This is a genomic window from Streptomyces flavofungini, assembly GCF_030388665.1.
Lineage (GTDB): Bacteria > Actinomycetota > Actinomycetes > Streptomycetales > Streptomycetaceae > Streptomyces > Streptomyces flavofungini_A.
The window spans coordinates 6,564,411-6,578,115 of sequence record NZ_CP128846.1; the positions used below are offsets into that span (position 1 = coordinate 6,564,411).

Annotated in this window: 15 protein-coding genes; 6 read left to right on the forward strand and 9 right to left on the reverse strand. The window is 72.6% G+C overall.

The genetic code is table 11. From position 1 onward, the window contains the following. Nucleotides 1-45: 45 nt before the first annotated feature. Entirely contained in the window at nucleotides 46-1,005 is a 960-nt protein-coding gene (locus tag QUY26_RS27990) for a LysR family transcriptional regulator (protein ID WP_289951372.1), read from the reverse strand. Nucleotides 1,006-1,063: 58 nt separating this feature from the next. Between QUY26_RS27990 and QUY26_RS27995 the strand changes: the two genes are divergently transcribed. Together QUY26_RS27995 and QUY26_RS28000 are read left to right on the forward strand one after the other, a co-directional pair. Next, the gene (locus QUY26_RS27995; RefSeq protein WP_289951374.1) at nucleotides 1,064-2,035 is read left to right on the forward strand and encodes an NAD(P)-dependent oxidoreductase; all 972 of its coding nucleotides are present in this window, start codon (nucleotides 1,064-1,066) and stop codon (nucleotides 2,033-2,035) included. 55 nt (nucleotides 2,036-2,090) lie between these two features. After that, nucleotides 2,091-2,480, forward strand: coding sequence for a RidA family protein (locus tag QUY26_RS28000; protein WP_289951377.1), 390 nt, complete (start codon nucleotides 2,091-2,093; stop codon nucleotides 2,478-2,480). Here the strand turns inward: QUY26_RS28000 and QUY26_RS28005 are convergent. Further along, a complete protein-coding gene (locus QUY26_RS28005) occupies nucleotides 2,455-3,366 on the reverse strand; it encodes an SGNH/GDSL hydrolase family protein (RefSeq protein WP_289951379.1) in 912 nt (303 codons plus the stop codon). The genes QUY26_RS28000 and QUY26_RS28005 overlap by 26 nt on opposite strands. 352 nt (nucleotides 3,367-3,718) lie before the next feature. Here QUY26_RS28005 and QUY26_RS28010 point away from each other — a divergent pair, with 352 nt between their 5' ends. Then, the gene (locus QUY26_RS28010) at nucleotides 3,719-4,213 is read left to right on the forward strand and encodes a DUF3145 domain-containing protein (RefSeq protein ID WP_289951381.1); all 495 of its coding nucleotides are present in this window, start codon (nucleotides 3,719-3,721) and stop codon (nucleotides 4,211-4,213) included. A gap of 144 nt (nucleotides 4,214-4,357) precedes the next feature. Here the strand turns inward: QUY26_RS28010 and fabF are convergent, their stop codons facing one another. The 5 genes from fabF to QUY26_RS28035 all read right to left on the reverse strand — a co-directional run bounded on the left by fabF (nucleotide 4,358) and on the right by QUY26_RS28035 (nucleotide 9,310). After that, nucleotides 4,358-5,620 carry a beta-ketoacyl-ACP synthase II gene (gene fabF, locus QUY26_RS28015; RefSeq protein WP_289951383.1) on the reverse strand — a complete coding sequence of 421 codons (1,263 nt, stop codon included), beginning with the start codon at nucleotides 5,618-5,620 and terminating at the stop codon, nucleotides 4,358-4,360. A 117-nt stretch (nucleotides 5,621-5,737) separates the two neighbouring features. Further along, the gene (locus tag QUY26_RS28020) at nucleotides 5,738-5,986 is read right to left on the reverse strand and encodes an acyl carrier protein (RefSeq protein WP_030358543.1); all 249 of its coding nucleotides are present in this window, start codon (nucleotides 5,984-5,986) and stop codon (nucleotides 5,738-5,740) included. Nucleotides 5,987-6,058: 72 nt separating this feature from the next. Next, the gene (locus QUY26_RS28025; protein ID WP_289951388.1) at nucleotides 6,059-7,060 is read right to left on the reverse strand and encodes a ketoacyl-ACP synthase III; all 1,002 of its coding nucleotides are present in this window, start codon (nucleotides 7,058-7,060) and stop codon (nucleotides 6,059-6,061) included. A gap of 22 nt (nucleotides 7,061-7,082) precedes the next feature. Next, entirely contained in the window at nucleotides 7,083-7,994 is a 912-nt protein-coding gene (locus QUY26_RS28030) for an ACP S-malonyltransferase (protein WP_289951389.1), read from the reverse strand. Nucleotides 7,995-8,083: 89 nt separating this feature from the next. Next, nucleotides 8,084-9,310: a PucR family transcriptional regulator gene (locus tag QUY26_RS28035; protein ID WP_289951391.1), complete on the reverse strand. Its 1,227-nt coding sequence runs from the start codon at nucleotides 9,308-9,310 to the stop codon at nucleotides 8,084-8,086. A 61-nt stretch (nucleotides 9,311-9,371) separates the two neighbouring features. Here QUY26_RS28035 and QUY26_RS28040 point away from each other — a divergent pair, with 61 nt between their 5' ends. Continuing rightward, nucleotides 9,372-10,025 carry a pirin family protein gene (locus QUY26_RS28040; RefSeq protein WP_289956110.1) on the forward strand — a complete coding sequence of 218 codons (654 nt, stop codon included), beginning with the start codon at nucleotides 9,372-9,374 and terminating at the stop codon, nucleotides 10,023-10,025. Between the two features lie 32 nt (nucleotides 10,026-10,057). Here QUY26_RS28040 and QUY26_RS28045 read toward each other — a convergent pair whose 3' ends face one another. Continuing rightward, entirely contained in the window at nucleotides 10,058-10,873 is an 816-nt protein-coding gene (locus QUY26_RS28045; RefSeq protein WP_289951392.1) for a serine hydrolase domain-containing protein, read from the reverse strand. A gap of 234 nt (nucleotides 10,874-11,107) precedes the next feature. Between QUY26_RS28045 and QUY26_RS28050 the strand changes: the two genes are divergently transcribed. Together QUY26_RS28050 and QUY26_RS28055 are read left to right on the forward strand one after the other, a co-directional pair. Next, on the forward strand, nucleotides 11,108-11,563 hold the full coding sequence (locus QUY26_RS28050; RefSeq protein WP_289951394.1) for a MerR family transcriptional regulator: 456 nt from the start codon (nucleotides 11,108-11,110) through the stop codon (nucleotides 11,561-11,563). Nucleotides 11,564-11,710: 147 nt separating this feature from the next. After that, nucleotides 11,711-12,652: an aldo/keto reductase gene (locus tag QUY26_RS28055; protein WP_289956112.1), complete on the forward strand. Its 942-nt coding sequence runs from the start codon at nucleotides 11,711-11,713 to the stop codon at nucleotides 12,650-12,652. A 136-nt stretch (nucleotides 12,653-12,788) separates the two neighbouring features. On the opposite strand, the gene QUY26_RS28060 is transcribed toward QUY26_RS28055, so the two are convergent. Beyond that, nucleotides 12,789-13,664 (reverse strand): DUF4429 domain-containing protein, encoded by an 876-nt coding sequence (locus QUY26_RS28060; RefSeq protein WP_289956114.1) that lies wholly within the window; start codon nucleotides 13,662-13,664, stop codon nucleotides 12,789-12,791. Between the last annotated feature and the right edge of the window lie 41 nt (nucleotides 13,665-13,705).

Genomic DNA, 13,705 nt, shown 5'->3' on the forward strand with positions numbered 1-13,705 from the left:
GGGTGGTCGGCGCCATGCCCCACGGGGAGCTTTCGCCCTCGCTCCCTACGCCGAGTCCGCGCACGCCTCCCGCAGCGCCGCCAGGAACGGGGCCACCGCGGGCGGCGGCGTCCGGCCCCGCGCCGTCGCCGCGTACACCACCCGCGCCGGGGCGCCCTCGTCGCGCACCGGCACCAGAGCGATGTCGGGCCGCGCCCCCTGTGCCGCGAGCGCCGGGACCAGGGTCACGCCGAGGCCCGCGGCGACGTACCCCTGCTTGGCCGTCCACTCGCCGACCACGTGCGCGATCCGGGGCCGGAAGCCGTGCCGCAGCGCCGCGTCGAGCAGGGTGCCCGCCGGTTCGGCGCTGCCGGAGATCCAGTCCTCGTCGGCGAGCCGGTCCAGGCCGACGCGCGGCTCGGCCGCCAGCGGGTGGCCGGCGGGCACGGCGACGTACAGCGTCTCGTCGAGCAGGTGGTGCAGCTCGTAGGCGTCGTCGGCGAGCGGGCCGCCCGTCGTCGACACGACGGCCAGGTCCAACTCGCCCTCCGCGAGCCGCCCGAGCAGCGGTCCGGTGAAGCCCTCCTCGCGCGCGAGGACCACGCCGGGGTGGCGGGCACGGAACCGCGCGATGGCCCGCGGCACCAGCGCCGCGTCCGCGGTGGCGAACGCCCCGAACCGGAGGAGCCCGCCCGACACGTCGTCCAGGTCCGCCAACTCCCGCCGCAGCAGCGCCAGTTGGCGCAGGGCGGCCTCGGCGTGCGGCAGCGCGGCCCGCCCGTGCGCGGTCGGCCGAACCCCGCGCGGCAGCCGGTCGAACAGCGGCGCGCCGCCGAGCGCGCCCTCCAGGGAGGCGATCTGACGGGACACGGCGGACTGCGTCCAGCCCAGGTGCCGCGCGGCCACGGTGAAGGAGCCGTGCCGGGCCACCGTCACGAAGGCGCGGAGCCAGACGGTCGACACGTCGGCCGCGAAGGTGCCCGGCACATCGCCCGTGGTCCCGCTCAAGGCATGCGGATCATGCATGTCTCCCATGCTAGGCATTCGCTTGTGGCATCGTCTGGCCGGACCTAGCGTCGTACCCATGGAACGGAACAGGGAACGGAACAGAGAACAGAGCACGGAACAGAGCACGGAACAGAGCACGGAAGAGGGCACGGAAGAGGGCACGGGGCTGCCCTCGGCGTCCGGCGCCGATCGGAAGGACGAGGCCGCCCCCGCCCCGCGGCAGCGCGTCGCCTTCCTCGGACTCGGCCACATGGGCGCCCCCATGGCCCGCCGCATCCTGGCCGCCGGGCACCCGCTGACCGTGTGGAACCGCACCGCCGCGAAGGCGGAACCGCTCGTCGCCGAGGGCGCGCGCCCCGCCTCCTCGCCCGCGCAGGCCGTGCGGGACGCCGACGTCGTCATCACGATGCTCGCGGGGCCGGACGCGCTGCGGCACGTCGCCGACGAGATCCTGCCGGTGCTGCGGGAGCGCGCCGGCGTCCACTGGGTGGAGATGTCGACGGTCGGGCCCGACGCCGTACGGACGCTGGGGGAGCGGGTGCCGGACGGCGTCACGCTGGTCGACGCGCCCGTGGCGGGCAGCACGGACAAGGCGGCGGCGGGGCGGCTCGGCATCCTCGCGGGCGGCGACGCCACCGCCGTCGAGTCGCTGCTCGGCCACCTCGGCACGGTCACCCGCACCGGACCGCTCGGCTCGGGTGCCGCGCTCAAGGTCGTCGTGAACACCGCCGTGCTCGGCGGCGTCGCCCTGGTCGCGGAGTCGATGGCGCTCGCCGACGCGCTCGGCCTCGACCCGGAGGTGGCGCGGGGCGTCCTGGCCCAGGGGCCGCTCGGGGGCGCCGTCGCCCGCGCCTTCGCCACCGACGTGCACTTCGGCAACGGCCTCGCCGCGAAGGACGTGGCCCTCGCCACGAGCACGACGTGGCTGCCCGCGATGGAGGCGGTCCTCGGCCACTACGAGGCCGCGGCGGCGGACCCGGCCGTGGCCGACGAGGACATCGCCGCGGCCGTCACCCGCGTCCGCCGCACCCGCGAGCCCCGCACCTGAGGCGGCATCAGCCGACCCCACCCTCCCCGGAACTCACCTTCAGGAGACCGAGTACATGCACGTCACCCTCGACGACCCCGCCGCCGCGCCCCCGCCCCTCGGCCCCTACTCCCAGGTCGCCCGCGTCCAACTCGCCGACGGCAGCGCTCTGTTGTACCTCTCCGGGCAGATCGCCGAAGGCGCGGACATCGCCGAGCAGAGCCACGGCGTCTTCGCGGCCCTCACCGCCCTCCTCCAGGCGCACGGCGCGACGCTCGCCGACATCATCAACATCCGTACGTTCCTGACGGACATGGACGACCTGCCCGGCTACGCCGCCGTGCGCCGCGCCTACCTCACCGGGACGCCGCCGACCAGCACCACGGTGTCGGTCCCGCGGCTGTTCAAGCCGGAGGCGCTCATCGAGGTGGAGGTGGTCGCTACCCGCCCGGCCGGGCGGCCGTGACGCCCTTGTGGGCCATCTCGGCGAGGCGCGCCTGCCCGTCCTTGCTGGGGTGGAACCAGTCCCAGTGGCTCAGCTGGTCCCCGTCGAAGCGGAAGTCGAAGACGGCCCCGCCGTCGTAACGGCAGCGCTGGTCCTTCGCGCAGACGTCCTTGAGCACGCCGTTGTACGCCACCACGCGGTCCTGCACCGACTGGCGCCGGGCGGTGGCCGCCCGGTCCATGTTGTCCGCGTCGGCCAGCATCGACTTGCAGATGCCGAGCTTCCACACCTGCTTGCCGAGCTGGTTGGTGCGCCCCGTGGACCACAGCCGCTTCAGGTCCGGCACGCTCACCACGTACACCTGCGCCTTGGGCTGGGCGCGGCGCAGCGTGCGCAGGGCGTCCTGGAAGTCGGCGCGGAACTCCGCGACGGAGGTCATCTCGTCGGCCGACGAGCGGCAGGCGTCGTTGGCGCCCGCCATCACCGTCACCAGCTCGGGCTTGCGCGCCGCAGCCCGCGCCATCTGCTCCGGGACGTCGGCCATCCGCGCGCCGGTCTTGGCGTAGTTCCAACTGTGCGTCGCCGCGCGCTGCTTGCCGAGCAGCCGCCGCGCGAGGCTGCGCACCCCGTCGTCGCTGCCGGTCGCCCAGGACGCCTCGGGGCAGTCCGAGAGCACCGAGCAGGCGTCGAAGCCGCGCGTGATGGAGTCGCCGACGGCGGCGAGGGAACGAGGGCTGGTGTCCCAGGCGGGAGGCTGCTGGGGAGCCGCTCTGTCCTGGGCCGACGAACCGCCCGGCGCCGCGGAGTCGCCGCCCGAGGCGTCACACGCGGTGAGCGTGGCGAAACCGGTGAGAGCCGCCGTCGCGAGGGCGACGGCGGCCCGTGCGCGGTGCCTTGAATTCCGCATCCTCGTCCCCTCTGTCGTCCAACGTGACGTCGTGCGGGCCGTTCAGGTTGCGTCCCGCCGAGTGCTGATATGTCCAGTCCGCGGCTCCGGGACACCCAACCGGGGGTTTCCGGGCCTCCCAGCGAGTGAAACCCAGGGGATTCCCGGCATGCGGACCGACGGTACGTCACACTCCTTGCCTCGCCGCACGGTAGCCTCGCCACCCAGTGGCACTCGATTTTCTCGGTTCCGCTAAATTACATCACGTCACATCTGTCCCCTTTTTTGACTTTCCTCGTTTTCGGGGAATATCGCTCGGCACGGGCGCGAGGCCGCTGGGGAAGGCGTACCTCGTCCCACACTGGAGGTCCCGGTGACGACACGTGGAGTTCTGTACGTGCACTCCGCACCGCGCGCGCTGTGCCCGCACGTCGAGTGGGCCGTCGCGGGCGTGCTCGGCGCACGCGTCAGCCTCGACTGGATCCGACAGCCCGCGGCACCCGGGACCTGGAGATCCGAGTTCTCCTGGCAGGGCTCGGCCGGCACCGCCTCCAAGCTCGCCTCCGCGCTGCGCGGATGGGACCTGCTGCGCTTCGAGGTCACGGCCGAGCCGTGCGCCTCGGCCGAGGGCGAGCGCTACAGCGCCACCCCCCGGCTCGGCATCTTCCACGCCGTCACCGGCATCCACGGCGACATCCTGATCCCCGAGGACCGGCTGCGCGCCGCCCTCGCCCGCTCCCAGGGCGGCGAGAGCGACCTGGCGGCCGAGCTGGCCAAGCTGCTCGGCAAGCCCTGGGACGACGAACTGGAGCCGTTCCGGTACGCGGGCGAGGGCGCGCCGGTGCGCTGGCTGCACCAGGTCGTCTGACTTTGCGCCCAAACCGGCGCCGCTCTCGCGGACCCGGTTGCTCGCCGTCGGGGTTGCTCAATTGATGGTTGCGGTGCTCTTCGCTCAAAAAGATGGCCCGCCCGGAGAGTCCGGGCGGGCCATCTGCGCGCAGGCAGCGGTGTGTCAGACCGTGCGGAAGGCCAGGACCACGTTGTGGCCGCCGAAGCCGAACGAGTCGTTCAGCGCCGCGATCGTGCCCTCGGGCAGCGGGCGGGGCTCGCCGACGATGATGTCCGCGTCGACCTCGGGGTCGAGGTTGTCGACGTTGATCGTGGGCGGGGCCACCCGGTGGTGCAGCGCGAGGACCGTCGCGACGGTCTCCACGCCACCGGCGCCGCCCAGGAGGTGACCGGTCATCGACTTCGTCGAGGCGATCGCCATGTGGTCGACGTCGTCGCCGAACGCCTGCCGCAGCGCCTTGATCTCACCGACGTCGCCCTGCGGGGTCGAGGTGGCGTGCGCGTTGATGTGCACGATCTCGGCGGGCTTCAGGCCGGTGTTGTCGACCAGGTTCTGCAGCGCCGCCGCGATGCCGTTGCCGGACGGCTCGGGCTGCGTGATGTGGTGCGCGTCGGCCGAGATGCCCTGGCCGACGGCCTCCGCGTAGATCCGGGCGCCGCGGGCCTTGGCGTGCTCCTCGGACTCCAGGACGATCACGCCCGCGCCCTCGCCGAGCACGAAGCCGTTGCGGTCGCGGTCGTAGGGGCGGGACGCGCCCTGCGGGTCGTCGTTGTTCTTCGACATCGCCATCATGTTGCCGAACGCGGCGATCGGCAGCGGGTGGATGGCCGCCTCCGTGCCACCGGCGATGACGACGTCGGCACGGCCGGTGCGGATCATCTCGATCGCGTAGCCGATGGCCTCCGCGCCGGACGCGCAGGCCGAGACCGGGGTGTGCACCCCGGCGCGGGCGTTCAGGGTGATGCCGACGTTCGCCGCGGGCGAGTTGGGCATCAGCATGGGGACCGTGTGCGGGGAGACGCGGCGTACGCCCTTCTCCTTCAGCACGTCGTACTGGTCGAGGAGGGTCGTCACGCCGCCGATGCCGGAGGCGATGACCGCGCCGAGGCGGTCGGGGTCGACGGCGGTGTCCTCGCCCGCCTTCGCGGTGAAGCCCGCGTCCTTCCAGGCCTCGTCGGCCGCGACGAGCGCGAACTGCGCCGAGCGGTCGAGCTTGCGGGCCTGCGGGCGCGGGATGGTCTCCGTCGGCTCGACGGCGATCCGGCCCGCGATGCGGACCGGCAGCTCGGCCGCCCAGTCCTCCTCGATGAGGCTGATCCCGGAACGGCCTGCGAGCAGACCCTCCCAGGTCGATGCCGCGTCGCCACCCAGCGGTGTGGTTGCGCCGATACCGGTGACGACCACGGTGCGATTGGTCGAGTTCACTGGATTTCTCTCTCCACGATTTGGTTCAGATGCGGATGCGGCGGCGCCACCGCCGGGTGGCGGCTGGCAAGAGCCCCGGCCGGTACGAGCCTGCGGTCGTCAGGCTCGGACCTGATGTCAGGCCTGGTGCTCGAGGATGTACTTCGTCGCGTCGCCGACGGTCTTCAGGTTCTTGACGTCGTCGTCCGGGATCTTGACGTCGAAGCGCTCTTCGGCGGCGACGACGACCTCGACCATGGACAGCGAGTCGACGTCCAGGTCGTCGGTGAAGGACTTGTCCAGCTGGACGTCCTCGACCGGGATGCCGGCGATCTCGTTGACGATCTCCGCGAGACCGTCGACGATCTCCTTCTCAGTGGCGGCCATCTTGGCGCTCCTTCGTATGTATCCAGAGGGTGTGGCGGCAACCGCGTGGATCCGAAGATCCGCAGCAGGTGCCTAGGGGAGGGTAACGACCGTGGCGGCGTACACGAGACCCGCCCCGAAGCCGATGACGAGCGCGGTGTCGCCGCTCTTCGCCTCACCGGTCGCCAGGAGCCGCTCCATCGCGAGCGGGATCGAGGCGGCCGAGGTGTTGCCGGTGGTGCGCACGTCACGGGCGACCGTGACGTGCTCCGGCAGTTTCAGAGTCTTCACCATCGAGTCGATGATCCGCTCGTTGGCCTGATGCGGAATGAAGACGTCCAAGTCGTCCGCGGTGATCCCGGCCGCGTCCAGCGCCTGCTGTGCGACCTTCGCCATCTCGAACACGGCCCAGCGGAACACCGCCTGGCCCTCCTGCGTGATGGCAGGGAACTTGTCGGGGGCGCCGTCGCGGTACGCCTCCCACGACTCGGTCTGCTTGATCGTGTCGGACTTGTCGCCCTCCGAGCCCCAGACCGTCGGACCGATCCGCGGCTCCTTGGCGGGGCCCACGATCACCGCGCCGGCACCGTCGCCGAACAGGAACGCCGTCGCCCGGTCGTGCAGGTCGGTGAGGTCGCTCAGCCGCTCCACGCCGATGACGAGTACGTACTCGGCGGAGCCCTCGACGACCATGCCCTTGGCGAGGGTCAGGCCGTAGCCGAAGCCGGCGCAGCCCGCGGAGATGTCGAACGCGGCGGGCTTGCCCGTGCCGAGCTTGTCCGCGATCTCGGTGGCGATGGCCGGGGTCTGCTTGAAGTGCGAGACGGTGGAGACGATCACGGCGCCGATCTGCTCGGGCGTGATGCCCGCGTCCGCGATGGCCTTGCCGGACGCCTCGACGGACATCGCGGCGACGGTCTCCTCGTCGGAGGCCCAGTGCCGGGTCTGGATGCCGGAGCGGGAGCGGATCCACTCGTCGGACGAGTCGATCGTCTCGAGGATGACCTCGTTCGGTACGACACGCGTGGGCCGGTAGCCGCCGACGCCCATGATCCGCGCGTACGGGGCGCCCTGGCTGGGCTTGATCTTCGACATGCGCTACGGCTCCTTGTCTCGCTCAGGAATGCTCGGCGACGAGCGTGCGGGCCGCGTCGAGGTCGTCGGGGGTCTTCACGGCGAGCGTCTTGACACCCTTGAGCGCGCGCTTGGCGAGACCGGTCAGCGTGCCGCCGGGGCACACCTCGATCAGCGCCGTCACGCCGAGCTCCTGGAACGTGTCCATGCACAGGTCCCAGCGGACCGGGTTGGCGACCTGGCCGACCAGGCGGGAGACCACCTCGGCCCCGCTCGCGACGGCCTTGCCGTCCCGGTTCGAGAGGTACGTCAGGCGCGGGTCGGCGGCCTCAAGGCCCTTGGCGGCGTCCTCGAGCGCGGCGACCGCGGGTGCCATGTGGTGCGTGTGGAACGCGCCCGCGACCTTCAGGGGCACGACCTTGCGGACGCCCTCCGGCTTGTCCTCGGCGAGCGCGGCGATCTGCTCGGCGGTGCCCGCGGCGACGATCTGGCCCGCGCCGTTCACGTTCGCCGGGGTCAGGCCCAGCTTCTCCAGGTGCGGCAGGGTGACCTCGGGGTCGCCCCCGAGCAGCGCCGCCATCCCGGTCTCCGTCACGGCGGCCGCGTCGGCCATGGCCAGTCCGCGCTTGCGCACGAAGCGCAGGGCGTCGTCCTCGGTGAGCACACCGGCGTACGCGGCGGCCGTGATCTCGCCGACGCTGTGCCCGGCGACGGCGCCGGGCGCGATGTCACCCAGTGCCGCGGCGGAGAGCAATCCGGCGGCCACGAGCAGCGGCTGCGCCACCGCGGTGTCACGGATCGCGTCCTCGTCCGCCTGCGTTCCGTAGTGGGCGAGGTCGAGCCCGATGGCGTCCGACCAGGCGGCGAGCCGGTCGGCGGCGCCGGGGAGGTCGAGCCAGGGGGTCAGGAAGCCGGGCGTCTGAGCGCCTTGGCCGGGAGCGACGAGTACGAGCACTCTCACACTCTCTCTTGTGGACAGTACGAACCGCCCGTGGGGACAGGGACGAAGAACCGCTGAGGGAATTGTAGGGCCCCGACAAATGCCTAGGCCTGGGGATCACCGTCCGCGAGACGTCCCAGGATCAGCGCGATGCGCAGAGTGAACGCCGAGCGCACATCCGAGGGGGACCAGCCGGTGACGTCAGTCACACGTCGAAGCCGGTAGCGCACGGTGTTGGGATGCACAAAGAGCATCCGTGCGGCACCCTCCAGGCTGCTCGCCTGTTCCAGGTAGACGCTGAGGGTCTCAAGGAGCGCCGAACCGGCCTCCTCCAGCGGTCTGTAGATCTCCTCCACCAGCTGTTCGCGGGCCGCCGGATCGCCCGCGATCGCCCGCTCCGGCAGCAGATCGTCCGCGAGGACGGGGCGCGGCGCGTCCTGCCAGGCACCGCACGCCTTCAGACCCGCGGCGGCCGCCTGCGCGGAGCGGGTGGCGGCGAGCAGGTCGGGCACGATGGGCCCGGCCACCACGGGCCCGGCCGCGTACGGTCCGATCAGGGCCTTCGCCACCGCCAGCGGGTTGTCGTTGCCGCCCGCGATGACGACCAGGCGGGTGCCGAGCACGCCGGTGAGGACCTGGAGCTTGGCGTGCCGGGCGGCCCGCCGGATGGCCTCCACGGTGAGCTCGCTGTCACCGTCAGGGGCCGTGCCGAGCACCACGCACACGTGGTCCGGCGAGTTCCAGCCAAGGGCGGCGGCCCGGGAGACGGCACCCTCATCGGCCTCCCCGGAGAGCACGGCGTTCACGACGAGCGACTCCAGGCGCGCGTCCCAGGCACCGCGTGCCTCGGCGGCCTGTGCGTACACCTGCGCGGTGGCGAACGCGATCTCGCGGGCGTAGACGAGCAGCGCCTCGCGCAGGATCGACTCGTCGCCGGGCGCGGCGACCTCGTCGATCGCCGACTCCATGACCTCGATGGTGGTCCGCACCATCTCCACGGTCTGGCGCAGCGTGATCGCCCGGGTCAGCTCGCGGGGCGCGGTGCCGAAGACGTCCGTCGAGATCGCCTGGGGGGCGTCGGGGTGCCGGAACCACTCGGTGAACGCGGCGATGCCGGCCTGGGCGACGAGGCCGATCCAGGAGCGGTTCTCCGGTGGCATGGCCCGGTACCAGGACAGCGTCTCGTCCATGCGCGCGATCGCCTGCGCCGCGAGGCTGCCGGACGACTTCTCCAGGCGCTTCAGGGTCGCGGTGTGCGCGTGGGCGCGGCCGCCGCGCCGGGCGTCCGCTCCGGCGTCCTGGTGGGCTGAGTTCGCTTCAGGTTCGGGCACGGGGACAAGACTGCCTTATCGGGACGGCGGTGTGCGGGGCCGGGTCTACGGTGGGGGCGTGATGGAAGTACGACGTGCCGGTGAGCGGTATCCCGGGGGTGACCCCATGGCGGGGATCGACTCCTTCCACGCCTTCTCCTTCGGGCCCTACTACGAGCCCGACAACCTCCGCTTCGGCGCGCTCCTCGCCTGCAACGAGGAACACCTCGCGCCCGGCGCCGGGTTCGAGGAGCATCCGCACAGCCACACCGAGATCGTCACCTGGGTCGTCGCGGGCGAGCTGACCCACCGCGACTCCGCGGGCCACGAGTCCGTCGTCCGTCGCGGCGACGTCCAGCACCTCAGCGCGGGCGCGGGGGTGCGGCACGTCGAGCGCAACGCGGGCCCCGAGCCGCTGACGTTCCTCCAGATGTGGCTGGCGCCCCGGGACCCCGGCGGCCCCCCGTCCTACGACATCGTCCGCGGCATCGCCGACTCCACGCCCTACGCCGTTCCCGCCGCCTCCGCCCTCCTCCACGTCCGCCGCCTCGGCCCCGGCGAACGCACCGCCCTCCCCGACGCTCCCACGGTCTACGTCCACGTGGTCGACGGCGAGGTGGCCCTGGCGGACGAGGAGCTGGGCCCGGGCGACTCGGCCAGGCTGACGGGGGAGGCGGGGCTCGACGTGGTGTCGTACGACGGGCGGGCGGAGCTGCTGGTGTGGGAGATGGGTTAGGCGGTCTGTGGGCGGCCCGGGCGTGCCCGTACCTACAGTTCGGCCAGCACCGCGTCCGTGAACGCGGGCCAGACCTCCGCGGCCCACGGCCCGAACGCCCGGTCCGTCAGGGCCACGCACGCCGCCCCCGCGTCGGGGTCCACCCACAGAAACGTTCCCGCCTGCCCGAAGTGCCCGAAGGTCCGCGGCGAGGAGGAACTCCCCGTCCAGTGCGGCGACTTCCCGTCCCGGATCTCGAATCCGAGCCCCCAGTCGTTGGGGTTCTGATGCCCGTACCCGGGCAGCACGCCCTTGAGTCCGGGGAAAGTCACGGTCATGGCCTCGGCGACGGTCCGGGGGTCGAGCAGCCGGGGCTGCTGCACCTCGGCGGCGAACCGCACGAGGTCGTCCACGGTCGACACCCCGTCCTTGGCGGGCGAGGCCCCGCCGTCCAGGAACGTCGAGGTCATCCCGAGCGGCTCCAGGACGGCCTGGCGCAGATAGTCCGCGAAGGGGATCTCGGTGGCCTTGGCGATGTGGTCGCCGAGCACCTCGAACCCGGCGTTGGAGTACAGCCGCCGCGTCCCCGGTGCCGCCGCCACCTGGTGCTCGTCGAAGGCGAGCCCGCTGGTGTGCGCGAGCAGGTGCCGCACGGTCGACCCCTCGGGCCCGGCGGGCTCGTCGAGCTCGATCGCCCCCTCCTCGTACGCGACGAGCGCCGCGTACGCCGCGAGGGGCTTGGTCACGGAGGCGAGGGCGAACCGCTGCCCGGTGGGCCCGCGGGTCCCGGCGACGGTGCCGTCCGCGCGGACGACGGCGGCGGCAGCGGTCGGGACCGGCCAGTTCTCGATCAACGCCAGGCTCTGCATGCGTACGAGCCTAAGCGCCCGTGAGTTCCAGCTGCGTGGAGGGGTCGGACTCGCGGACGAACCCGAGCGAGGCGTACAGCGGCCCGGCGTCCGCCGCCGCGGCGCGTCGTACAGGATTCACGGGCCGCGCGGAAGCCACCGCACCCGGGCGCCGTCCCGTGGATTGCGCCCCGCCCGACGATCTTTCGGAACACCCTTGCTTGGAGTGCGCTCCAAGGTTCTAGCGTGGGGGCCATGACGGTGATGGAGACCACCCCCGCACCCGCACCCGCCTCCGCCCACGACCCGGCCGCGCCCGAGATCTGCGCGCCCCCGCCCGCCCATCCGCGCCCGGACGGGCAGGACCACTACACGATCAGCGAGGTCGTCGCGGTGACCGGTCTGACCGCGCACACCCTGCGCTGGTACGAGCGGATCGGCCTGATGCCGCACATCGACCGCTCCCACACGGGCCAGCGCCGCTACCGCAACCGCGACCTGGACTGGCTGAACTTCGTCGGCAAGCTGCGCCTGACCGGCATGCCGGTCGCCGACATGGTGCGCTACGCGGAGCTGGTCCGCGAGGGCGACCACACCTTCGCGCAGCGCAGGGAGCTCCTGGAGCGCACCCGCAGGGACGTCCGGGCCCGCATCGCGGAACTCCAGGGCACGCTCGCCGTCCTGGACCACAAGATCGACATCTACTCCTGAGCCGGCGGCCCCGGCATCCCCAGCAATCCCTGGCTCCGGTATCCCCCAGCAATCCCTGAACCCCAGCGGAGGCACGACCCAGTGAAGATCAACACCGCCCGGCTCGGCACGGCAGGCCCCGAGGTCGGCGTCCAGGGCCTCGGCTGCATGGGCATGAGCTTCGCGTACGGCCCGACGGACGCCGACGAGGCCCGGTCCACCCTGGAGCGGGCACTCGACCTGGGTGTCACGCTATACGACACCGCCGACGCCTACGCGAGCGGCGAGAACGAGAAGTTCCTCGCCCCCTTCCTCGCGGCGCACCGCGACGAGGTCGTCATCGCCACGAAGTTCGCCCTGGCCATCGACCCGGCCGATCCCACGAAGCGGATCATCAACAACGCGCCCGAGTACATACGGGCCTGCGTCGACGCCAGCCTGAGCCGCCTCGGCGTGGACGCCATCGACCTCTACTACATGCACCGCCGCGACCCGGGGGTGCCGATCGAGGACACCGTCGGCGTGATGGCCGAGCTGGTCGCCGCGGGCAAGGTCAAGCACCTCGGGCTCAGCGAGGTCACCGGCGACGAGCTGCGCGCCGCGCACGCCGTGCACCCCATCGCCGCCCTGCAGTCGGAGTGGTCGCTGTTCAGCCGCGACATCGAGCGCGCCGTCGTCCCGGCCGCCGCCGAGCTCGGCGTGACCCTCGTCCCGTACTCCCCGCTCGGCCGCGGCTTTCTGACCGGCTCCTTCGTGAGCGCCGACAAGGAGCTGACCGAGGGCGACTTCCGCCGCCAGCAGCCCCGCTTCACCGGCGCCAACGCCGCGGCGAACGCGGCCCTCCTCGACCCGGTCCGCACGGTCGCCGCCGCGCACGACGTGACCCCGGCCCAGGTCGCCCTGGCCTGGGTGCACCAGCGGGCCGAGGTCCACGACCTCCCGGTGGTCCCCATCCCCGGCACCCGCAAGCGCACCCGCCTGGAGGAGAACACAGCGTCCACCCGCCTCACCCTGACCCCCACCGAACTGGCCCTCCTGGACCCGATCGCGGCCTGGGTGTCGGGGGACAGGTACGCGGACATGACGTTCACGTCGGCGGGCAGGGAGTAGGAGGCCCCGCAAGGGGCGCGGCCGTGCCCCGTAAGGGGCGCGGGGGAACTGCGCGCCCAGCCACCGCGCACCCGCGGACGGCAAAGGCCAGAACCGCCCACCCGGACCCCGACGTCCCCCAAGGCCCAGGGGCCCGTCACAGCTCGGCCAGCAGTTCCGCCTTCTTGGCAGTGAACTCGTCGTCCGTGAGCAGCCCGGCCTGATGCAGCTCTCCGAGATGCCGGATCCGCTCGGCGATATCGGCGGGATCACGCCGGACGGCGGGCGCCGCCGCGGGAACCACGGCGGGCGCGGGCCCCGAGGCCCGCACGGCGGCGAGGACGGACGCGGCGAACGGCAGCGACTCGTGCACGGGGCCGTAGCCGAGGCCGAAGACGACGGCCGCCGGATCCTGGTCCGCCTGCGCGGGCTGGGCGACCGGCGACTCGCGGCGCAGCAGCCGCAGATGGCCCTCGAAGACCTCCGGCGAGCGCCACTCGACCCCGCTCAGGTCGGTGACCAGGAAGCTCTGGTCACCGGCCTTCCACTTCGCTGACGAGGCCCCCGTCCAGAACCAGCGGAAGGCCACCGCCTTGCCGTCGAAGGACGCCTTCCCGTCGTACGCCTTGAACTGCAGCGGCGCCTCGGGCGGGGCCACCAGATGGCGGTCCGCCGGGCCCGGTTCTGCCGCCGGGAGGGCGGCGCGCAGCTCGTCCGCGTAGTACTCGGCGAGCGTCTCGCGCTCTGCCGGGAGCACCAGGCGGTAAGGATCGGAGCCGTCCTTGAGCTGTCCCGCCGCCGCCTCCATGAGCGGATCGGCGCCCGGTCTCGGGACGGCGTGCAGGACGACCGTCCCGCGTTTGCCCGGTGAGAGCGTGACCCCCGCGATCGCCTCATGAGGGATGCGGCGCTCACCGAGAGCCTGGAACAGCTTCGGCGTACGGATCCCCCGTTCGAAGCGGATGAGCACGGAGTCGGACTCGAACTCCCAGGCGGCGTGAAATCCGGCCAGTACATCACCCATGCGGCTCATCGTATGCGGCACGCGCTTCTCCGTCTCTCCTGCGGCGGGCC

Excerpts from the sequence above, each read along its gene's own strand:
- QUY26_RS28005 (WP_289951379.1), bottom strand. The coding sequence starts at position 3,366 with ATGCGGAATTCAAGGCACCGCGCACGGGCCGCCGTCGCCCTCGCGACG.
- QUY26_RS28045 (WP_289951392.1), bottom strand. The coding sequence starts at position 10,873 with ATGCAGAGCCTGGCGTTGATCGAGAACTGGCCGGTCCCGACCGCTGCC.
- QUY26_RS28050 (WP_289951394.1), top strand. The coding sequence starts at position 11,108 with ATGACGGTGATGGAGACCACCCCCGCACCCGCACCCGCCTCCGCCCAC.
- QUY26_RS28020 (WP_030358543.1), bottom strand. The coding sequence starts at position 5,986 with ATGGCCGCCACTGAGAAGGAGATCGTCGACGGTCTCGCGGAGATCGTC.
- QUY26_RS28055 (WP_289956112.1), top strand. The coding sequence starts at position 11,711 with ATGGGCATGAGCTTCGCGTACGGCCCGACGGACGCCGACGAGGCCCGG.
- QUY26_RS27990 (WP_289951372.1), bottom strand. The coding sequence starts at position 1,005 with ATGCATGATCCGCATGCCTTGAGCGGGACCACGGGCGATGTGCCGGGC.
- QUY26_RS28040 (WP_289956110.1), top strand. The coding sequence starts at position 9,372 with ATGGAAGTACGACGTGCCGGTGAGCGGTATCCCGGGGGTGACCCCATG.
- QUY26_RS27995 (WP_289951374.1), top strand. The coding sequence starts at position 1,064 with ATGGAACGGAACAGGGAACGGAACAGAGAACAGAGCACGGAACAGAGC.
- QUY26_RS28025 (WP_289951388.1), bottom strand. The coding sequence starts at position 7,060 with ATGTCGAAGATCAAGCCCAGCCAGGGCGCCCCGTACGCGCGGATCATG.
- QUY26_RS28000 (WP_289951377.1), top strand. The coding sequence starts at position 2,091 with ATGCACGTCACCCTCGACGACCCCGCCGCCGCGCCCCCGCCCCTCGGC.
- QUY26_RS28060 (WP_289956114.1), bottom strand. The coding sequence starts at position 13,664 with ATGAGCCGCATGGGTGATGTACTGGCCGGATTTCACGCCGCCTGGGAG.